This is a genomic window from Chryseobacterium sp. UF-81, from assembly GCF_058245105.1.
On record NZ_JBSIBX010000014.1, the window covers coordinates 105621 to 124507 of the forward strand.

At 36.7% G+C, this 18887-nt stretch carries 16 protein-coding genes; 6 read left to right on the forward strand and 10 right to left on the reverse strand.

Annotation, left to right across the window (positions count from 1 at the left end; all coding sequences use genetic code 11):
* Nucleotides 1-277: 277 nt before the first annotated feature.
* Nucleotides 278-949 (reverse strand): tRNA (guanosine(37)-N1)-methyltransferase TrmD, encoded by a 672-nt coding sequence (gene trmD / locus AC4IFE_RS17715; protein WP_490758465.1) that lies wholly within the window; start codon nt 947-949, stop codon nt 278-280.
* Nucleotides 946-2208: an NAD(P)/FAD-dependent oxidoreductase gene (locus tag AC4IFE_RS17720; protein WP_490758466.1), complete on the reverse strand. Its 1263-nt coding sequence runs from the start codon at nt 2206-2208 to the stop codon at nt 946-948. Before AC4IFE_RS17720 ends, trmD begins: the two co-directional genes overlap by 4 nt.
* A gap of 65 nt (nt 2209-2273) precedes the next feature.
* Between AC4IFE_RS17720 and AC4IFE_RS17725 the strand changes: the two genes are divergently transcribed.
* The gene (locus tag AC4IFE_RS17725) at nt 2274-3137 is read left to right on the forward strand and encodes a glycoside hydrolase family 25 protein (RefSeq protein ID WP_490758467.1); all 864 of its coding nucleotides are present in this window, start codon (nt 2274-2276) and stop codon (nt 3135-3137) included.
* Between the two features lie 117 nt (nt 3138-3254).
* On the opposite strand, the gene AC4IFE_RS17730 is transcribed toward AC4IFE_RS17725, so the two are convergent.
* The 3 genes from AC4IFE_RS17730 to AC4IFE_RS17740 all read right to left on the reverse strand — a co-directional run bounded on the left by AC4IFE_RS17730 (nt 3255) and on the right by AC4IFE_RS17740 (nt 6722).
* Complete coding sequence (locus AC4IFE_RS17730) at nt 3255-4901, reverse strand: alpha/beta fold hydrolase (RefSeq protein WP_490758468.1); 1647 nt, start codon at nt 4899-4901, stop codon at nt 3255-3257.
* 126 nt (nt 4902-5027) lie between these two features.
* Entirely contained in the window at nt 5028-6158 is a 1131-nt protein-coding gene (locus AC4IFE_RS17735) for a GNAT family N-acetyltransferase (RefSeq protein WP_490758469.1), read from the reverse strand.
* A gap of 45 nt (nt 6159-6203) precedes the next feature.
* A complete protein-coding gene (locus AC4IFE_RS17740) occupies nt 6204-6722 on the reverse strand; it encodes a DUF1761 domain-containing protein (protein WP_490758470.1) in 519 nt (172 codons plus the stop codon).
* Nucleotides 6723-6994: 272 nt separating this feature from the next.
* Between AC4IFE_RS17740 and AC4IFE_RS17745 the strand changes: the two genes are divergently transcribed.
* Nucleotides 6995-8884 carry an ABC-F family ATP-binding cassette domain-containing protein gene (locus tag AC4IFE_RS17745; protein ID WP_490758471.1) on the forward strand — a complete coding sequence of 630 codons (1890 nt, stop codon included), beginning with the start codon at nt 6995-6997 and terminating at the stop codon, nt 8882-8884.
* A 100-nt stretch (nt 8885-8984) separates the two neighbouring features.
* Here the strand turns inward: AC4IFE_RS17745 and AC4IFE_RS17750 are convergent, their stop codons facing one another.
* Nucleotides 8985-10040 (reverse strand): Gfo/Idh/MocA family oxidoreductase, encoded by a 1056-nt coding sequence (locus AC4IFE_RS17750; RefSeq protein WP_490758472.1) that lies wholly within the window; start codon nt 10038-10040, stop codon nt 8985-8987.
* Between the two features lie 182 nt (nt 10041-10222).
* On the opposite strand from AC4IFE_RS17750, the gene AC4IFE_RS17755 reads away from it, so the two are divergent.
* The 3 genes from AC4IFE_RS17755 to AC4IFE_RS17765 all read left to right on the forward strand — a co-directional run bounded on the left by AC4IFE_RS17755 (nt 10223) and on the right by AC4IFE_RS17765 (nt 13846).
* The gene (locus AC4IFE_RS17755; protein WP_490758473.1) at nt 10223-12493 is read left to right on the forward strand and encodes a TonB-dependent siderophore receptor; all 2271 of its coding nucleotides are present in this window, start codon (nt 10223-10225) and stop codon (nt 12491-12493) included.
* 86 nt (nt 12494-12579) lie between these two features.
* On the forward strand, nt 12580-13095 hold the full coding sequence (locus tag AC4IFE_RS17760; protein WP_490758474.1) for a hypothetical protein: 516 nt from the start codon (nt 12580-12582) through the stop codon (nt 13093-13095).
* Between the two features lie 187 nt (nt 13096-13282).
* Nucleotides 13283-13846 carry a hypothetical protein gene (locus AC4IFE_RS17765; RefSeq protein ID WP_490758475.1) on the forward strand — a complete coding sequence of 188 codons (564 nt, stop codon included), beginning with the start codon at nt 13283-13285 and terminating at the stop codon, nt 13844-13846.
* A gap of 97 nt (nt 13847-13943) precedes the next feature.
* Here AC4IFE_RS17765 and AC4IFE_RS17770 read toward each other — a convergent pair whose 3' ends face one another.
* Nucleotides 13944-14579, reverse strand: a complete 636-nt coding sequence (locus AC4IFE_RS17770; RefSeq protein WP_490758476.1) for a peroxiredoxin — start codon at nt 14577-14579, stop codon at nt 13944-13946.
* Nucleotides 14580-14673: 94 nt separating this feature from the next.
* Here AC4IFE_RS17770 and AC4IFE_RS17775 point away from each other — a divergent pair, with 94 nt between their 5' ends.
* Complete coding sequence (locus AC4IFE_RS17775; protein ID WP_490758477.1) at nt 14674-15558, forward strand: mechanosensitive ion channel family protein; 885 nt, start codon at nt 14674-14676, stop codon at nt 15556-15558.
* A gap of 339 nt (nt 15559-15897) precedes the next feature.
* Here AC4IFE_RS17775 and sucC read toward each other — a convergent pair whose 3' ends face one another.
* From sucC to AC4IFE_RS17790, 3 genes are all read right to left on the reverse strand, one after another.
* Nucleotides 15898-17088, reverse strand: coding sequence for an ADP-forming succinate--CoA ligase subunit beta (gene sucC, locus AC4IFE_RS17780; RefSeq protein ID WP_490758478.1), 1191 nt, complete (start codon nt 17086-17088; stop codon nt 15898-15900).
* A gap of 130 nt (nt 17089-17218) precedes the next feature.
* Entirely contained in the window at nt 17219-18496 is a 1278-nt protein-coding gene (locus tag AC4IFE_RS17785) for a chloride channel protein (RefSeq protein ID WP_490758479.1), read from the reverse strand.
* A gap of 2 nt (nt 18497-18498) precedes the next feature.
* Nucleotides 18499-18885, reverse strand: a complete 387-nt coding sequence (locus AC4IFE_RS17790; protein WP_034694871.1) for a DUF423 domain-containing protein — start codon at nt 18883-18885, stop codon at nt 18499-18501.
* Nucleotides 18886-18887 lie beyond the last annotated feature (2 nt).

The following is an 18887-nucleotide window of genomic DNA, read 5'->3' on the forward strand; positions in this document are numbered from 1 at the left end:
ATTATGCAAGCAATATAAAATATTTAATGAAAATCATCAATAAAAACACTATTATAAAGTCAAATTATCAAGCATTTAAAACTATTAACACAAAAAATAAAATCAAAATAGCATACAATTATCTAATTAACAGGAAAAAAAATATAATATTTGTGAAATTTGATGAATAATTTTAACAAATTTCAATATTGTGGTAATTTTTATTTAATTTTACAAGTAAAATTTCAGAAGCATGAAAAAAAAATGTTTTTTTTTAACAGTTTTTGTGTTATTTTTTTTAGAGCAGGTCAGGACGTTTTTCCTGTGTGATCCTTACAGCTTCCTCATGGCGCCATTCTTCTATCTGGGCAAAATTCCCGCTTAGTAACACCTTCGGCACCTCTAATCCTTTATAAACCTCTGGTCTTGTATAAATAGGCGGCGAAAGAAGGTCATCCTGAAAACTGTCTGTAAGAGCACTCTGCTCATCATTCAATACTCCGGGAACCAGTCTTATAATGGAATCCGCAAGAACACATGCTGCCAGCTCACCTCCAGTAAGTACATAATCGCCAATTGAAATTTCTTTGGTGATATGAAGGTCACGAACCCTCTGATCAATGCCTTTGTAGTGGCCACAAAGAAAGATCAGATTATTTTTTATAGAAAGGGTGTTTGCAATTTTCTGGTTTAAAGTGATACCGTCCGGCGTAAGATAAATTACTTCATCATATTCTCTCTGGGATTTAAGTTCAGAAATACATTTATCCAGCGGTTCTATCATCATTACCATTCCTGCTCCGCCTCCATAGGGTTCATCGTCAATCTGTCTGTGCTTATTGATGGCCCAATCCCTCAGATGATGGAAATGAACTTCTACCAAACCTTTATCCATTGCCCTCCTTAAAATAGAAGTCTGAAACGGACTTTCCATTAATTCGGGAAGCACGCTTATTATATCAATTCTCATTGTAATGTATCGTTTTTCTTATTAGGTGAAATAATTAATCTTAAAGAAGAATCTTTATTGAAGTAGCTCCACATCCAGTTGAAAAAGATTGCAATCTTATTTCTTACGCTCAGGATGAGCATGAGGTGAAGGAACATCCAGAAATACCAGGCCAGGAATCCCTGAAACTTCATAAACGGAAGATCTACTACAGCCCTGTGTTTTCCAATGGTTGCAAGCGAGCCTTTATCCTTATATTCATACTCCACCCAATCATTTTGGTTCTTCTTCAGTAAGTTTCTACCTAAATTTTTTGCTTGATTAATGGCTACGTTTGCGACCTGAGGATGTCCCTTCGGATATTTTGGTGTTTCCATATAGGAAATATCCCCGACTGCATAAATATTGTCGTAACCTTTTATTTTATTAAACCGATCTACTATATACCTGTTTTTCACTAATTTTTCTTCCGGAAAACCGCCTACCACATTTCCTGTAACACCCGCTGCCCAGATCACATTATTGGACGGGATATCTTTTCCGCTTTTTGTGTATACCTTATTACCATCATAATCTGTAACAACTTCACCGCTTAGAAATGTAACGCCGAGATCCTTAAGATATTTTTCAGATTTTTCCTGTGCCTCACTGCTCATTACAGCAAGCGGCTTTTCTGTAGAGCTTACCAGGATAATCTTAAGCTGATCAAAATTCATGTATGGATAATCTCTGGGAAGAATTTCTTTTTTCATCTCGGCAAAAGCTCCCGCTAACTCTACACCGGTAGGTCCGCTTCCTACAATAACGATATTCCAGTTACCGTCATCACTTCTGCTTTTTTCAAGGATGAGTTTTTCAAAGGTCATCAGCACATGATTCCTGATGCTTATCGCTTCCTGGGTATTTTTCATCCCGAAAGCCCTCGATTCCATATCCTTGTTTCCAAAGAAATTGGTTTTGCATCCTGTAGCGATCACCAGCTTATCATAGGTAAATTCAGCCTCATCCGTGATCACTTTATTGTTGGCAGGATCAATCTCCTTAACTTCGGTAAGGCGAAACTGTGTGTTTCTGGATTGCTGAAAAATCTTCCGGAAAGGGAAAGAAATATTGGATGGTTCTATCCTTCCGCATGCAACCTGATAAAAAAGCGGCTGAAACATATGATGATTCACCCGGTCCAGAACAATTACTTTTTTGTTTCTGTTGTTCAGTGTTTTAGCAAGCTGCAGTCCCGCAAAGCCCCCTCCTATGATGATGATCTTTTCGCGTGTTTCCATAATACACAAATTTACTGATTTTATTTAGCATTTAGTAGTGAAATAAGTTAGTTTTGCAAAACTTTATGACACCTAAAAAGTACACCAAAAAGACGGCCAAAAAAGTGCATGAGAACCGTCGGAAGAATTATTTTTTCCGGAGAAAAGTGATATTGGCTGTTTTAATTCTTGCTTTAATAGGAACAGGATTCTACCTGAAACAGTCTGTCAGTTATTACTATGCGCTGTACTTCAATAAATTCAGACATAAAAAACTGCGCAACAATGAAGTGGAAGCAGCAAGAATTCAGAAGATCCTTACCGCTAACCTCGACAAAACCTATGGTTTTGATGTTTCTCATTATCAGAACAGGGAAGATATCAAATGGGACAGCCTGAGCATTGGCAACAAAACAATTCCACTGGAATTTGTAGTTATGCGTGCTACGATGGGAAACCGAAATGCCGACAAACATTTTGATGAATTCTGGGTGAAAGCCCAGAAGCATAATCTGATTCGTGGAGCCTATCATTTTTACAGAGCCGATGAGGATCCCGTGATCCAGGCCAATAATTTTTTAGCCAATGTAAAGCTGGAAAGTGGTGATCTTCCCCCTATTTTAGATATTGAAAAGATTCCGAAAAGAAAAACGAACAAAAAGCTGATAGAAGACCTGAAAGTATGGTGCAAGATCATAGAGGAAACTTATGGTGAAAAACCAATCATCTATACCTATTATCATTACTATAAAGATTTCCTGAAAGGAGAATTTGATGATTATCCGCTCTGGCTGGCGAACTATAATGATGTGCCCTCTCCTACTCCTAATGATCATTGGGATTTCTGGCAGTTTACGGAAAATGGCATCGTTCACGGGATTAACACCAAAGTAGATCTCGATATTTACAATGGAAGCACCTGGTCGTTAAAAAGACTCACACTGGATTAATTGAAATGGAAGAAGGAGCCCGGAATTCCTTAATCCCGAAAGAGTCGCTTTTCTTAAAATAATTGAGAGAAATCAACCGTCTGCAATATCTTTCAGCTTCCCTCTTCCATCCTAAGATTATTTTTCCAGAAACTTTAAAATATCTGCATTCAGCTCATCTGCATTTTCGAAAGGAATCATGTGGGTCGCATTTTTATAGATCTTAAGCTGGGCATTGGGAATTTGACTGGCTATCATTTCGGTATGATCCTGCCTGATTACATCTCTGTCACCTGCAATCACCAGAACCGGACTTTGTATTTTTGCCAGATCTTTTTTGCTGATATGAGGCTCATTCAACATGATCTCTACCAGTCTGCGTTCGTTGAATTTTCCAGGCTTATTCTCTATATTCAGCACCAGAAGCTGATTTTTCATATGGGAAATAAGTCTTTCATCGACACCTTCAGGAAAAGTATTGGCCCCGATCGCAATTAATTTGTTAAGAGTTTCCGGATATTTTAAAGCAAATTCCAATCCTGTGATTCCACCGTCGCTCCATCCTGCAATATTAATTTTGTGGAATCCCAGCTTGTCTGCAACCACTTTTATATCTTCTGCGAATTGAGTATAAGTAAAATCTCTTTCAGAAGTATCGATACTCTTACCCTGGCCTCTGGTATCTGCAACAATCAATTTAAATTGTTTGGAAAGAACCGGAATCTGCTGGTAAAAATCCTGAATGCTTCCTGAATTTCCATGAAGAAGAAAAAGCGGCTCACCTTCACCGTAAACCTCGTAATAAAGCTTAGTATCTTTTAATTGAAGATAGTTTCCCGAAGTTCCATTTTTTCCGTACACAGAGTTCTTAGATTCCATATTATATCGGGAAACATCTGAAATCAGCCCTTCAAGGTCATCTCCGGAAGCAGCTGTTTCATCTTTGATATTTTTTGCACTTTTATCCACTTTTACATCGATGTTAATAGCTGGTGCGGCGAGGGTCATTTTCTGCCAGTCCCCATAAAATTTTCTTATAAATCCTGTTCGGAACAGTGCCGCGCTAATATTTACCTTGCCGTCAAATTCTTTTAAAAACTGAATTCCGATAAAGAATTTTCCCTGCACCCAGATATTATGATCATTTACATCCAGTGTATAGGTTCCGTCTTTAATCATATCTTCCGTAAGCTCCACTGTGATTTCTTCATCCAGAATATTTTGGTCGGGAAAACCGTTTTTCTCTGTATAAAGGCTGTATCTCATCAGCACAGGCTTATCTGAAGTATAGCTGGCGATATTCAGGTTGATATTTTTGATCTTGGATCTTTTGCTGGCATTAAATTCTAACGCTGTTTCACCAAGAAAATCTTCTTTTTTGAACCGGGGATTCACGGAATACAAAACACTTTTTGTTTTCGTATTGACGCCCCAGTTTTTATCAACCAGCTTTTTAACTTTAATGTTGACTTCTTTTATGTTTTTAACTTTTTCTTTTAAAAACACCTGCTGCCTATCGTTTTTTCTGAAATTCTGTACAGTTTCAGCATAAGGTTCATAGCCGGGAACCTCTATTTTTAGTTTTCTTGATGGATCAAACCCCGAAAGATCAATAGCAAAATTTCCTTTCTCATCAGAAACGGTACCGGCGTTCTCCTTTTCTATTCCTATCTTCACATAAGGAACCGGCTGATTTTCATTTATGGAAATTACAGTTCCGGAAATTACCTGTGCGTAAAAAAAATTGACTGCTAAAAGGAAGAATAAAGCATTGAGTTTTTTCATAGTATAAGTTTGATGCAAAATTCTTTATTTTCTCCCTTGAATACTCACAATGACTTATTAAATTTGATCTGTATTTAGTTAAACTTATTTTAAAATATCACCAGCCTGTGATAGAAAATGTAAAAATTACTTAAAAGGTTTTCTCTGTACCCATTCGGTTTTTGGATTAAGTGATGAAAATATTTTCCCCATGAATTGGTTTAAAAGACTATTATTATGTTTAATCAATCCGAAAATTTCAACAGGCTCCGCACCAATAGTTGACTTTATTTCCAGAGCTGTTCTCCCGAAAATTATTCTTTTAAATCTATGGCTAATTGCAAACTCTGCCATATCTAAAAGCATATTGAGATACAGCTGCTTTTCTTTTTGAATCTCTTTATCATAGCCTAAAAAATAGGTATCAACATCTTTATTATTGAGAATTAAAGTATAAAATCCTATCAGTTTTTGATCTAAAAAATATCCAAATATTTTAAAATTTCCATTTATATTTTTCTTCATGCATTCAAAATGATTTTCAGTAAGAAAAAAGGTATTGAACGGGGCATTTTCTGCTACATTCTGATAGAGAATATTCATTTCATCCTGATATTTTTGTATTTCATCCAAATCCAATTCATGCTTTTCTACATTCTCCAATTTCTTTCGGGCAGACCGGGCTCTTGTCCTGTATTTCTTAGAAAAATCGTTTAAATAATCCTCAAAAACAGTCCAGCTTTCTTTCACCTTCAATATCATATTGGGCTGAACTGAAAATCTGAAATAAGACTGATGGCTTTTGACCTGGAAATAGTTAACAAAATTGAACTGATAATCTTTATAAATAATCAAAGATGTTTTTCTGATATCTTTCTGCATTTTCTGAACCGCTTCGTCCAACAGTGAAACTACCTTTTCAAAAGTAATTTTGGCAGCATCAAAATAAAATCCGTTCTGGCCTGTCAGCATATTGTTTCCCAGGATCATTACATCTTTACTGAATTTTCGGGCAAAGAAATTCCTGATATTGCACCAAACTTCATTTTTCTGAAAGGCCGCATGGTTTTGAAAATTTAAATATTGAAATACAACACCTCCAATCAAATCATCATTGTAAAAGAATCCGGCATAATAGCATTCCATATTATCAGGTCTAGAGGATTCCAAAACATGAAAATATTCTTTGGAAAGCATAATATTCCGGTCTCCGATCACAGCATTCCACTGTAAAGGTAAATCCGAAACGCAGTTGTATATTTTTAGAGTATATGACATAAAAAAGGCCACAAATGTAGCCTTATCATTTGGAACGTTAGAATTTTATTTTTGTGTAACCCAATTAAAGCCGTCCGGCGAATACCAGCCACAGACAATTCCACCCATAATGGCGATCGTTAGGGTCCAGTATGCAGTATTAATGAAAGTATACTTCCATGATTTCCTTTCAAACATTGCATTAATTGCAGTGATGGGAAATATCAAAAATACTCCGGCTATACAACAATGCAAAGCTCCGTGACCAAAAGAACGGTAGGCCATTCCGTAATCTTTCATGAAAGCAAAAAATGAAGGTTTGGCATTCATTTCGTCTCCACCAACCATGCCTAAGGCTCCAAATTGATGTATTGTAATCATCTGCAGGAAAAAAGCGATCAGAAAAGACAGGATAAATGAAAAGACAAAGACAAATCCCATGTTTGATCCTTTCATTTTCTCTTCTGTGAGTCCCGATTCCTGCATCCAGACAGTTCCGAACATTTTTGGATGATACCAGATAAATCCCGTAATAAGTGGAACCAATGCAGCTACAGCAATAGCAAATAAGTTAATTTCCATCATAATGTTGTATTTTAATATGTATATCAAATCTACACCAAAATACAATATAAAATACACTTTACATAAATTATAATTCGTTTTAACTATAAATTAAAAAATAAATAGAATAAACTCAACTAAAAACCTAATATCACCCTGCAATTTATTTCTAATTATGAAAAATGATTTATGTTTTAAAGATTTTTATATAATGGTATTAGTAAGTTTTAAGTGTTTACATTTTCGTATTTTTGCGGCTCAATTGAATTTTTAAATCAAACCATTAAATTCCAATGAATTACGTTTCTGTAGAAAATCTTACTAAATCTTATGGCGTCAAAGTTTTGTTCGAAAATATCTCTTTCCATGTGAATGAAGGGGACAAAATAGCCATTGTCGCCAAAAACGGAAGCGGAAAATCTACCCTTCTTAAAATATTAATGGGGAAAGAAATTGCAGACAGCGGAACTGTAAATATTAATAAAGATATCCAGGTGGTTTTATTTGACCAGGAGATTGAATTTGATTCTGATCTTACGATTGACGAGTTTATGATGACTCTTGATTCTGCGCCCATTCAGGCCCTGAAAAACTACCACCAATCTCTGCTGTCTACAGATTATGATTTCATTGAAAAGGCTTTAGCTGAAATGGAAATTCATAAAGCATGGGATCTGGAGAATGATATGAAACAAATTCTGTCCCAACTGAAAATCACTGATCTGGAAGCCAAAATGGGAACCCTTTCCGGAGGACAGATCAAGCGTGTTGCTCTGGCAAAATTATTGACTGAAACAAGAGCGGAACACCGTCATACCCTTCTGATCATGGATGAGCCTACCAACCACCTTGATGTGGAAATGGTAGAATGGCTCGAAAGTTATTTAAGTAAAGCGAAAATTACCTTAATACTGGTAACCCACGACAGATATTTCTTAGACGCCGTTTGCGGAATCATCTGGGAAATGGAAGATAAAAACCTGTATTTCCACAATGGATCTTATGCAACTTATCTTGAAAACAGAATGATTCGTGAGGATAATATGAACGCAACCATCGACAAGGCCAACAATCTTTACAGAAAAGAACTGGAATGGATGCGAAGACAACCCAAAGCCAGAACTACAAAATCAAAATCCAGACAGGATGATTTTTACGAAACTGAAAAAATAGCTAAAACCGACACCAGAAAAGAATCTCTGGAACTTGATTTTGAAATGAAAAGGCTCGGAAACAAGATTCTGGAGCTCAGAAATATTTCTAAAAGTTATGGTGAAAAATTATTATTAAAAGATTTCAGTTATCAGTTTCAAAGGGGTGAAAAAGTAGGAATTGTAGGAAAAAACGGTGCCGGAAAATCTACGCTACTGAATATTATCCAGGGACTTGAACCTAAAGACTCCGGGGAAATTGAAACGGGTGAAACAATCAAATTCGGATATTTTTCGCAAAAAGGGCTTACCTATAAAGAAGATGAAAGAGTTATTGATTTTATCAAAGAAATTTCTGAAAACTTTCCTTTAGCCAATGGAAGAACAATCTCTGCATCACAGTTTTTGAGATTATTCTTATTTGATGACCAGACACAATATTCACCAATTTCGAAACTTTCCGGTGGTGAAAAAAGAAGACTGCATCTGATGTATATTCTGTATCAGAATCCTAACTTTCTGATATTTGATGAGCCTACCAACGATTTAGATCTTCCCACTTTAACTGTACTGGAAAATTTCCTGTTGAATTTTCAAGGAAGCCTGATCATTGTCTCTCACGACAGATATTTTATGGACAGAATTGTTGATCATATTTTAGCTTTTGAAGGTGACGGAAAAATCAGAGATTTTATCGGAAACTTTTCAGAATACAGGGAAGCCAAAAGCCGCGAGGATGCACTGGAAAAAAATACAGCATCCAAACCGGAGCCTGTAAAAGAAATTGTTGCAGTACCGGAAATTCAGCAACCTGCTTCTCAAAAAAGAAAAATGTCTTTTAAGGAGCAACGGGAACTGGAAACAATAGAAAAAGAAATGCCTGAGCTTGAACAGCAGCGTACCAAGATCATGGATCAGTTAAATAACGAAACGGATTATGAAAAGGTAGCCAAACTTTCTGCCGAATTAGAAGCTATTTCTGAAAAGCTTGAAGAGTATGAGATGAGATGGCTGGAGCTTCAGGAAATATAATAAGTGAGAGTGTGTGAGAGTGGGAGTGTTTGAGTGTTAAGGTAATTCTAATATCAAATACTTTTACACTCAAACACTCCTACTCTCAAACTCCTTCACCCTACAGGTGTACTATTTTCCCTTCTTTTGAACTTTCCAGGGATGCATTTATAATCTTCATATTCTGCACGACTTCTCTTCCTTGAGAAGGCAGAGCATATCCGAAAACAATATATTCATAAATCTGCTGGTAATAGTCCATATAGTTACCGGCTTCGCTGGCCGTCAGCGTCCTCTCGGTTTCTAAGTTTTCATTTATGAAATTCAAAATCCCATCTGTTCCTTTTAAAGGTTCTGTCCATTCTTTGCCATAAACCGGTATGGCTCCTGCAACCAGTTCATTTTCCTGATTATCGCTTCTTTCCTGCAGGAAACTTCCTTTTTCGCCATGGATAGCGTAGGCATAATGAGCTTCTTTAGTAAATACGGATGATTTCAGCCTTACTCTAAGATTGTTTTTATAGTAGAGCAGAATTTCAAAATAATCATTGGCATATTCGTCTCCTTTCATAACAAATACATCGGCAAAAAGCTTTTCAGGGTATCCAAAATACTGGACAGCCTGATCTACAAGATGGGAACCGAGATCATGCAGGGAACCTGAACCCGTTTGCTGCGGATCCTCTTTATGCTGTTTTCCGCTGGGTGCTGTACGAAACCTGTCGAAACGTATTTCCGCTTCTTTGATACTTCCTAATTTCCCCTCATTCAATATTTTATGAACCTGCAGAAAATCGCGGTCAAATCTTCTGTTTTGGTAAACACTCAGAAACAGTCCTTTTTCTTCCGCCAGATTCACAAGCTCTTCTGCTTCTGAAACACTAACAGTAAAGGGCTTTTCAACAATTATATTCTTTCCTGCTTCCAGCGCCATTCTCGCATATTCGTAATGGGTCTGTACAGGTGTATTGATAACCACAAGGTCAATATCTGCATTCTGAAGCATCTCTTCTACCGAACGGTAAATGGTAGCTTCCGGATATTTCTCTTTAGATTCTTCTTTGCTTCTTTCTACTATAGCTGATATAAAAAATCCCGGATGTTCTTTCAGAAACGGAGCATGAAATACTTTACCGCTCATTCCAAAGGCACACAGCCCTGTTTTTATCAATTGCATATGTCTAATTTTCAACAAATATATTCAATAATCTGCAGTTTGGAAGTCTGCAAAATGAATGGAATTTTATCATCTTTTTGAAGCATGACAAAAATCATTTTATTATTTTTATTAATTCTAAATTAGTTCTTCTTAAATCATTAATTTTGCCGCTATTTAAAACTAGTCTACATAAAAATAAAATGAATAAACAACTTGCATCTATAGGATTTTTACTGACAGCCCTATCGTTAAGTGCTCAATTGAAAAATATTGAAGCTGATACCATCAGAACCCAAACCATTGAAGACATTAATCTTCATAAGACTGGAAATCCAAACCAGGCAAGGACCTTATCCACTAAGTCTACCCTTACGGTAATGGAAAATCCTCAGGCTATCTCCATTGTAACTCATGAAATTATTGAGCAACAACAGGCAAAGCAGCTGAGCGATGTTCTTCAGAATGTAAACGGTATGTACATTACTTCATCCAGAGGAAATTCTCAGGACAGTTTTGGAGGACGTGGTTTTATTTTGGGAAATGATAATATTTTTAAAAACGGGACAAGGGTTAACAGTGGTGTTTTTCCTGAAGTAAGTGGTCTGGAAAGAGTTGAAGTACTTAAAGGAGCCAATGCTATGCTGTACGGAAATACAGCTGCAGGAGGGATCATTAATATGATCACTAAAAAGCCTAAATTTAATTTTGGCGGAAGTATAGGACTGAACGGCGGCAGCTGGAACTCTTATAAGCCAACAGTTGATATCTATGGCCCTTTATCACAAAACATTGCATTCAGAATCAATGGTGCTTATGAATACGCTGAAAGTTTCAGAGATGTTGTACAATCTGAGAAATATTACTTCAATCCTTCATTTTTATTTAATTTGAGTCCGAAATCTCAGTTAATTGTAGAAGCAGATTATCTGAAAAATAATTTTACTCCGGATTTTGGGATTGGTTCTATTACCAATGCAGACAAAAGCTACTCTATGAATAATCTACTGTCCAGAAATGCATTCCTCGGAACAGACTGGCAGTATCAAAATGTAGAACAATTATCAACCAACATCACATTCAATCATCAGTTCAACGATAGATGGTCATTGAATGCTACCGCTTCTTATCAAAATTACACTAAGGATTATTTTTCCACAGAAAGGGTACAATGGGAATATACAACCGGGGATCGATTAGTATGGAAAAGACCTTTAAACAGAACTTACAACGAACAAAATTATACTTCGTTTCAAGCTAATATCAATGGCGAATTCAACACAGGAAGAGTCAATCATAAAGTTTTAATAGGAACAGATGCTGATTATGGCATTGCTGATTCCTATACTTATTATGATCCCACTATCGCTGATCCTAAAAAGGCATTATATGGAACAGCTTATTTGTTTGGTACAAACGGAAACCCTAATGGCTTAGTTTATTTGGATGATCCATCTACATGGGCAGGTGGTAGGATGCCTACTTCGGAACATGTAGCAAAATTTGAGCGTTCAAGAATTCCCACGCAGAGAATAGGAGTATATGCTCAGGATTTCATCAGTATTTCAAAGCAGTTTAAGGTACTTGCAGGCTTGAGATGGTCTTATGTCGAAAACAAAAGCACAAGAAAAGAAAACTTTAAGGACAATACAACTCCTTATGTTCCGTTCTCAAGTTCTTCCGATATGGCTATATCGCCAAAAGCAGGTATCGTATATATGCCGAATGATAATTTATCAGTTTTCGCAACGTATACCAATTCATTCTCTAATAATGTTGGCTTAGATAGACAAGATCAAGCCCTTAAACCTACTTATATTGACCAATATGAAGTAGGGGCAAAGAAAAATCTGTGGAATAATGCCCTCGCTATTAATCTTACTCTTTACCAGATTTTATACAAAAACTATTACCAGGTTGCTTTAAATGATGCCGGACTACAAATTGATCCTAACGGACTGTTAAAAGATTTCGCAGGAAAAATGAGAAGCCGTGGTGTAGAATTGGATATCACAGGAAATCCTACAGAAAATTTATCTATTATCGGAGGGTTCTCTTATAACAATTCTGTATACCTTGACACTCCTGAACAATTTGGATATGTAGAGAAGCAGAGACTTGTAAGAACTCCTGCTACTACAGCCAATGCATCAGTATTTTATAAATTCACACGCTTTGCCAAGGGATTAAAAATAGGCGCTGGGGCTTACTATATCGGTGATCGACTTGCCGGATGGAATGATACAAAAACAGGAAGCAATAGCCTGGCTGCCAGAAATGGGGTAAGCAGAATATTTGAATTAAAAGATTACACTACCGTATCTGTATCAGTAGGCTACGAATGGAACAAATTCTCTATCCAGGGAAAAGTGGGTAACCTTTTCGATGTAGTTAATTACAACGTACATGAAAATTATTCTGTAAATCCTATTACGCCAAGAAACTATTACTTTACATTGACGTACAAACTTTAGAATTAATATTATATAATTTCATCATTCAAAGTGGAAATTGCATTTTTGCAGTTTCCGCTTTTTAAATGTAAAAATAAACATACGATATGGATAAGATTAAGGACACGAGAAGTTTTATGAGAGTTACACACCGTTACCTGGGATATTTTCTTGCGGGAATAATGGCCGTGTATGCATTGAGCGGAGTTTTACTTGTTTACAGGGATACAGATTTCCTTAAAAAAGAAAAAAAATATGATAAAACTGTCGCTGTCAATCTTTCAGAAAAAGAACTTGGAAAAGAACTGAAAATCAAAGGTCTTGAAGTAGAAAAAACAGAAGGTAATGTTCTCTATTTTAAGCAGGGAACTTACGATGCTGCTACCGGAAAGGCAAAATATTCTAAAAAAGAGCTTCCTTTTGTACTGGACAAGATGGTTAAACTTCATAAATCCCAGTCAAAAGAAACATTATCCCCTCTGAATACATTTTTCGGGATTTCTTTATTCTTTTTTGTAATCTCCAGTTTCTGGATGTTTAATCCCAAAACAAAAGCTTTCAAACGCGGCATAAAATTCACCATTGCAGGCCTTATTATTTCGGTGATTCTTTTGTGCATATAAATTATAAAATCATCAAAAAAACAACCAAATAATTCACATTTCGATTACCCGGAAATTAACATTTTTTCTGAGTTTTTATCTAAAATTAAGAAGCTTGGCACATTTCTTGTTTTTTCTTTAATCTACAAATGGTAACATTTAATTATTAAAATAATAAATTATGAAAAAACTAATTTTTGCAGGAATATTGGCAGCAACAGGTTTGACTGCAACAGCTAATGCTCAAATTCAACAAGGTAACTGGCTGGTAGGAAGCAGCCTGATATCAAGTAATTTTGGTTTAAATACTGGTGGAGGATACAATATTGGTATACAGCCAAAAGGTGCTTACTTCATTAAAGATAATGTAGCAGTGGGTGGATATGTAGATTTAGGGATCAATAAAGTTACTAATGGCAGCCCTACGGAATTTACTTATGGTGTAGGTGGTTTGGGTCGTTACTACCTGTCTCCGGGAGAAAAAGGTGTTGATAACTTGCTTCACCACGGAAGATGGTTCCTTGAAGGTAACGTAGGTATCGGAGGTAGATCAGTTGAAAATGCAGATTCTACAACCGGTTTAGACTTTGGTGCAGGTCCTGGTTATTCTTACTTCATTACGCCTAACATCGGTATTGAAGGTTTAGTAAAATACAAAGGTAGAGCAGGATTTGGTAGCGAAGGATTAAACTCCAACCTTACATTCAACCTAGGATTCAGTATTTATTTACCAACTTCAAAGGCTAAAGAAGTAGCCAATGATTTGAAATAATCACTTATAGTCACTTGAATAAAAAATGAAATCGCCCCGAAATATTTCGGGGCGATTTTCGTACAAATTAAAACTAAACTATAAAAAATCAAATAAATCATGTATTAGGTTGAGGCGTATATCTCAGATACGGCTTTATTTCTGTCACTCCTTTTGGGAATATCTTTCTGGCATCTTCTGTAGAAATGGCAGGCGGTATAATAACATCATCCCCATTTTCCCAGTTCACAGGAGTAGCTACTTTATGCGAATCAACCAGCTGAAGAGAATCCAGAACTCTTAAAATCTCATTAAAATTCCTTCCCGTAGAAGCCGGATAAGTAATGATCAGCCTTACTTTTTTATCAGGATCAATGATCAGTAAAGAACGTACAGTAGCTGTGGCTGAAGCATTCGGATGGATAAAATCATACAGTTCCGAAATTTTCCGGTCTTTATCTGCAATAATGGGAAACTGTACATCCGTATTCTGGGTTTCATTAATATCTTTAATCCAGCTTTGATGATCTTCTACCCCATCTACACTTAAAGCAATCACTTTAGTTCCTCTTTTATCAAATTCCGATTTCAGTTTTGAAGTATATCCCAGCTCTGTAGTGCATACCGGAGTATAATCTGCAGGATGTGAGAATAAAATTCCCCAAGAATCCCCTAAAAATTCATGAAATCTAATATCACCTAAAGACGTCTCTGCCTGAAAGTCCGGTGCTGTATCTCCGAGTTTGATTGACATAATATTCTGCTTTGTTAGTCTACAAATTTAGTAGACTTTTTGATACTGGCAAAATTTTTGTTGAAATTTATTTATCTTTAATAAATTTTTTTTCATGCAGAACAATGGATACAGCTACGTAGATGTTATTTACAGGGTTTTGGAAAGCTGGTATATGAGGTTTGCCGAGCTTACGCCGAAACTTATCGTCGGAATTTTAGTATTTTCTTTTTTTCTTGTTACCAGTAAATATCTAAGCTTAGGTGCTGTAAAATTATTTCACAAATTTTTCCCGAAAAGCCAAAAAGAGAGTTCTCTGGTTACTTTAATAAGCATATTCAGATTCCTGATCATGCTGATGGGGACTTTTATTGCCCTTGAAATCATGGGCTTCAGCAGTTTCCTGTGGAAGTTTATCGGAAGTTTAGGAGTAGCCGGGGTAATTGCCGGGGTGGCTTTGAAGGATCTTGTATCCAGTATTTTTTCGGGAATGTTGATCGGGATTGATAAAGCATTTAAAATAGGAGATTATATTACGATCGGAACACATTCCGGAACCGTGCAGGAAATCGGTTTTTTAACGACAAAAATCATTACGGATGACGGCAAGAAAGCTTACATTCCGAACCAGGTAATTTTCAATGCTCCTTTTTACAACATCACAGCCTCACCACAGCGCAGGATTATTTTAAATTTTGAGATTCCTGCAGATGAAGATATCAGTAAAGCCCAGAAAGGCATGCTGGATGTCATTAAAAACCTGGATGGTGTAGACAGACTGGATACTTCAGAAGTCATCTTTACCGATTTAAAACAGGGCAATTTCAATCTCCAGGCTAAATTCTGGATGAAAGTAGGCGCCAATATGGTTCAGGTAAAAAGTGAAGCCTATCTGAAGATCAAAGAACGTCTGGATACAGACAATATCCAGCTGGTAACACCTACAAGTATCAGCATTACGAATGGAGAATCCTTTCCTGTCGAAAATCAGGATCATTAAATATAAACCGCTTTTTTAAGCGGTTTTTTTATGACTTATTTTGTAAGACTATCTTTCTTATCTTTTTCTGCAACGGGATCATTCCGTATTCATTGGGAGGAAAACTGTAATAAACTGAAGCACAAAAGTCACAAAAGTTTATCCTGAAAACAATAAGATCACATAAACATAAGAAGAAAATCAAATATTTTCATAAGAACTTAAGTGCACTTTCTATGCGCAATCTATTTAACTTTAAAATAACTAAAGTGTTCCAAAAACTTTTGTGACTTTTGTGGTTAAAAAAGAAAAACCGTTCCAAAAATGAAACGGTTTTCTGTATTATTTAAAAGTTTAGGCTTATGCTAAAACTTCTTTTACTTTGTTGGCAGCTTCTTCTAAAGTAATTGCAGAATGTACAGGAAGACCTGAATCGTCAATTAATTTTTTAGCTTCTACAGCATTAGTTCCCTGTAATCTTACGATCAATGGAACAGGAAGGCTTCCCATAGCTCTGTAAGCGTCTACAACACCCTGAGCTACTCTGTCGCATCTTACGATACCTCCGAAGATGTTGATCAGGATTGCTTTTACGTTTGGATCTCTCAGGATGATTCCGAAAGCAGTCTGAACTCTCTGAGCATCAGCAGTACCTCCTACGTCAAGGAAGTTAGCAGGATTACCACCAGATAATTTGATGATATCCATTGTTGCCATTGCAAGACCTGCTCCGTTTACCATACAAGCAACGTTACCGTCAAGTTTCACGAAGTTAAGGCCAGCTTCACCAGCTTCAACATCCATTGGATCTTCTTCTCTTGTATCTCTTAATTCAGCCAGATCTTTGTGACGGAACAATGAGTTGTCATCCAAAGTTACTTTAGCATCAACAGCGATAATTTTGTTATCAGAAGTTTTCAATACAGGGTTGATTTCGAAAAGAGAAGCATCAATTCCAGTATAAGCATTGTAAAGAGATGCAATGAATTTTGTGAATTCTTTGAAAGCATTTCCTTCAAGACCTAGGTTGAAAGCAATTTTTCTAGCCTGGAATCCCTGAAGACCCAAAGCTGGATCAATGATTTCTTTGTGGATCAAATGAGGTGTTACTTCTGCAACGTGCTCAATATCCATACCACCTTCAGTAGAATATACAATCGTATTTTTACCTTCTGCTCTGTCTAAAAGAATAGAAACGTAAAATTCCTTAGTTTCAGATTCTCCAGGATAATAAACGTCTTCTGCAATCAAAACAGAGTGTACTTTTTTACCTTCAGCAGAAGTTTGTGGAGTTACCAACTGCATTCCGATGATGTTCTGTGCATTTTCTTTAAGCTTATCCATGTTTGGAGAGAACTTTACACCACCACCTTTACCACGACCCCCTGCGTGGATCTGTGCTTTTACTACCCAAGCCTGAGCTCCGGTTTCAGCAGTAAGCTTTTCTGCAGCTGCTACAGCTTCGTCTACGTTATTCGCTACGAAACCACGTTGGATAGCTACTCCATACTTTGATAAAATCTCTTTTGATTGATACTCGTGAAGATTCATATTATTTTATTATTTTATTTTAAAATTTAAAGGTTGACAAATTTACTAAAAAGACATGGAAGTTCAAGTTTATTGACTTAAAAATTAAAGCGCAGTGAACTTGATTTTTAACATGTTTAAGAAATTTGCTCTATTCTTCGGACAATTTTTCAGACTGCGAACCGATGAACGGTATTTTAGGAGCCAGGAAATATCCTGTCAGGCTGGCAAAAAGTATCGGAACGAAATAAGTAAAGCCGGTTAAGGTTCCCAGAATAATCGTGGTACTCATTGGTGTTCTTGTTACGCAGGCATTAATCGCTGCCATACAGCTTACAATAGCTAAAGTAGTATCCACTGAAGGAAACAGCTGATGAATAATCAGTCCCAAAGTGGTCCCTACAAAAAACAGCGGGATAATAAAACCTCCTCTCCATCCTGACGTTACGGTAACCGCAATGGCTATGATTTTAAAAACTAAGATGACAATCAAAAAGTTCAACGCGAAATTCCCGTTAATCAGCTCATTGATTTCATGATGACCGAAATATCTTGTGAGCGGAAAATAATAAGCGATAATTCCCAGAATAATTCCTCCCGTCAGTGTTTTTATATAAATCGGGAATGATTTGTATTCAAAAATTTTTTTGAAGAATTTTACTACAAAAATAAAGATCCATCCGAAAACGGTTGCCACCACCCCGAATAAAAAGGCGTAGATGAAATCATACACTCCTGAATAATGATAGGCCTTAAGGTCCCATGTGGCACCAATTCCCAAATGAATGATCAGAGCGAACATAACGTAACTGAAACAGCTCGCGACCAAAGCAGGAATAATAGCTTTATAATACTCTACCGCATGTTTGTGATGCAGAATTTCAAGAGAAAAAAGACTTCCTCCAAGCGGTGCTCCAAACAGGGCGGTAAAACCGGAAGCCATTCCGGCAATGCTCAAAGAACGCAACTCCTCGCCTTTCAGCCTGAAAATTTTTCCAAGCCAGGTTCCGGTAGATCCTGTTACCTGCACCAAAGGGGCTTCAGGACCGAGACTTCCACCAGATGCCACACAGAAAAGTGATGAAAGGATCATGGAAGGGTTGTTCTTGGGGTCTAATTTTCCTTTATTAAACCTGATATTATTAACGATCAGATGAATTTCTCCCGGATCACCGATGAAATGGATCACAAGTCCCGCCAGCAAACCGCAGACCGCCATGGTAGGAACAACCATCCACCCCTGGAATTCAGCTAAAAATTCTGTAAAATGTTCCAGCACAATCCAGTAACTTCCTGCAATAGCTCCTCCCACAAGACCTGTAAATGCCCACATAAAAAAAGTCCGGCTGAATACAAAAGGATTGAATCTTATGGGCTGATCCAGAAGATTTAATGTTTTTATTAACCGTCTTCTTCTATTGATTTTCATTATTAAATCCTGTTTTTAGCAAAATAAAGAATCAGCATTCCCCAGCTTAAGATCATCATCAGTCCTCCAAGCGGAGTGATAGGTCCTAAGAATTTAAGATTCATCCCAAGATAATCCTGCATGCTCAGGAAATAAATACTTACTGAAAATAAAAGTGTCCCTGCAATCATTAAAATGGAAGTCCATTTCTCAGCAGAAGTTTCAAATTTTAAGATATATCCGATGATCAGCAGGAAAAAAGCTGCATACATCTGATATCTTACTCCTGTTTCAAAACTTTCCAGTCTTTCCACAGCTAATATTTTCTTTAAAGCGTGTGCCCCGAATGCACCCAGAATTACAGAAACCATTCCGTAAACTGCTCCAAAAACTAAAGTAATTGTTTTCATTT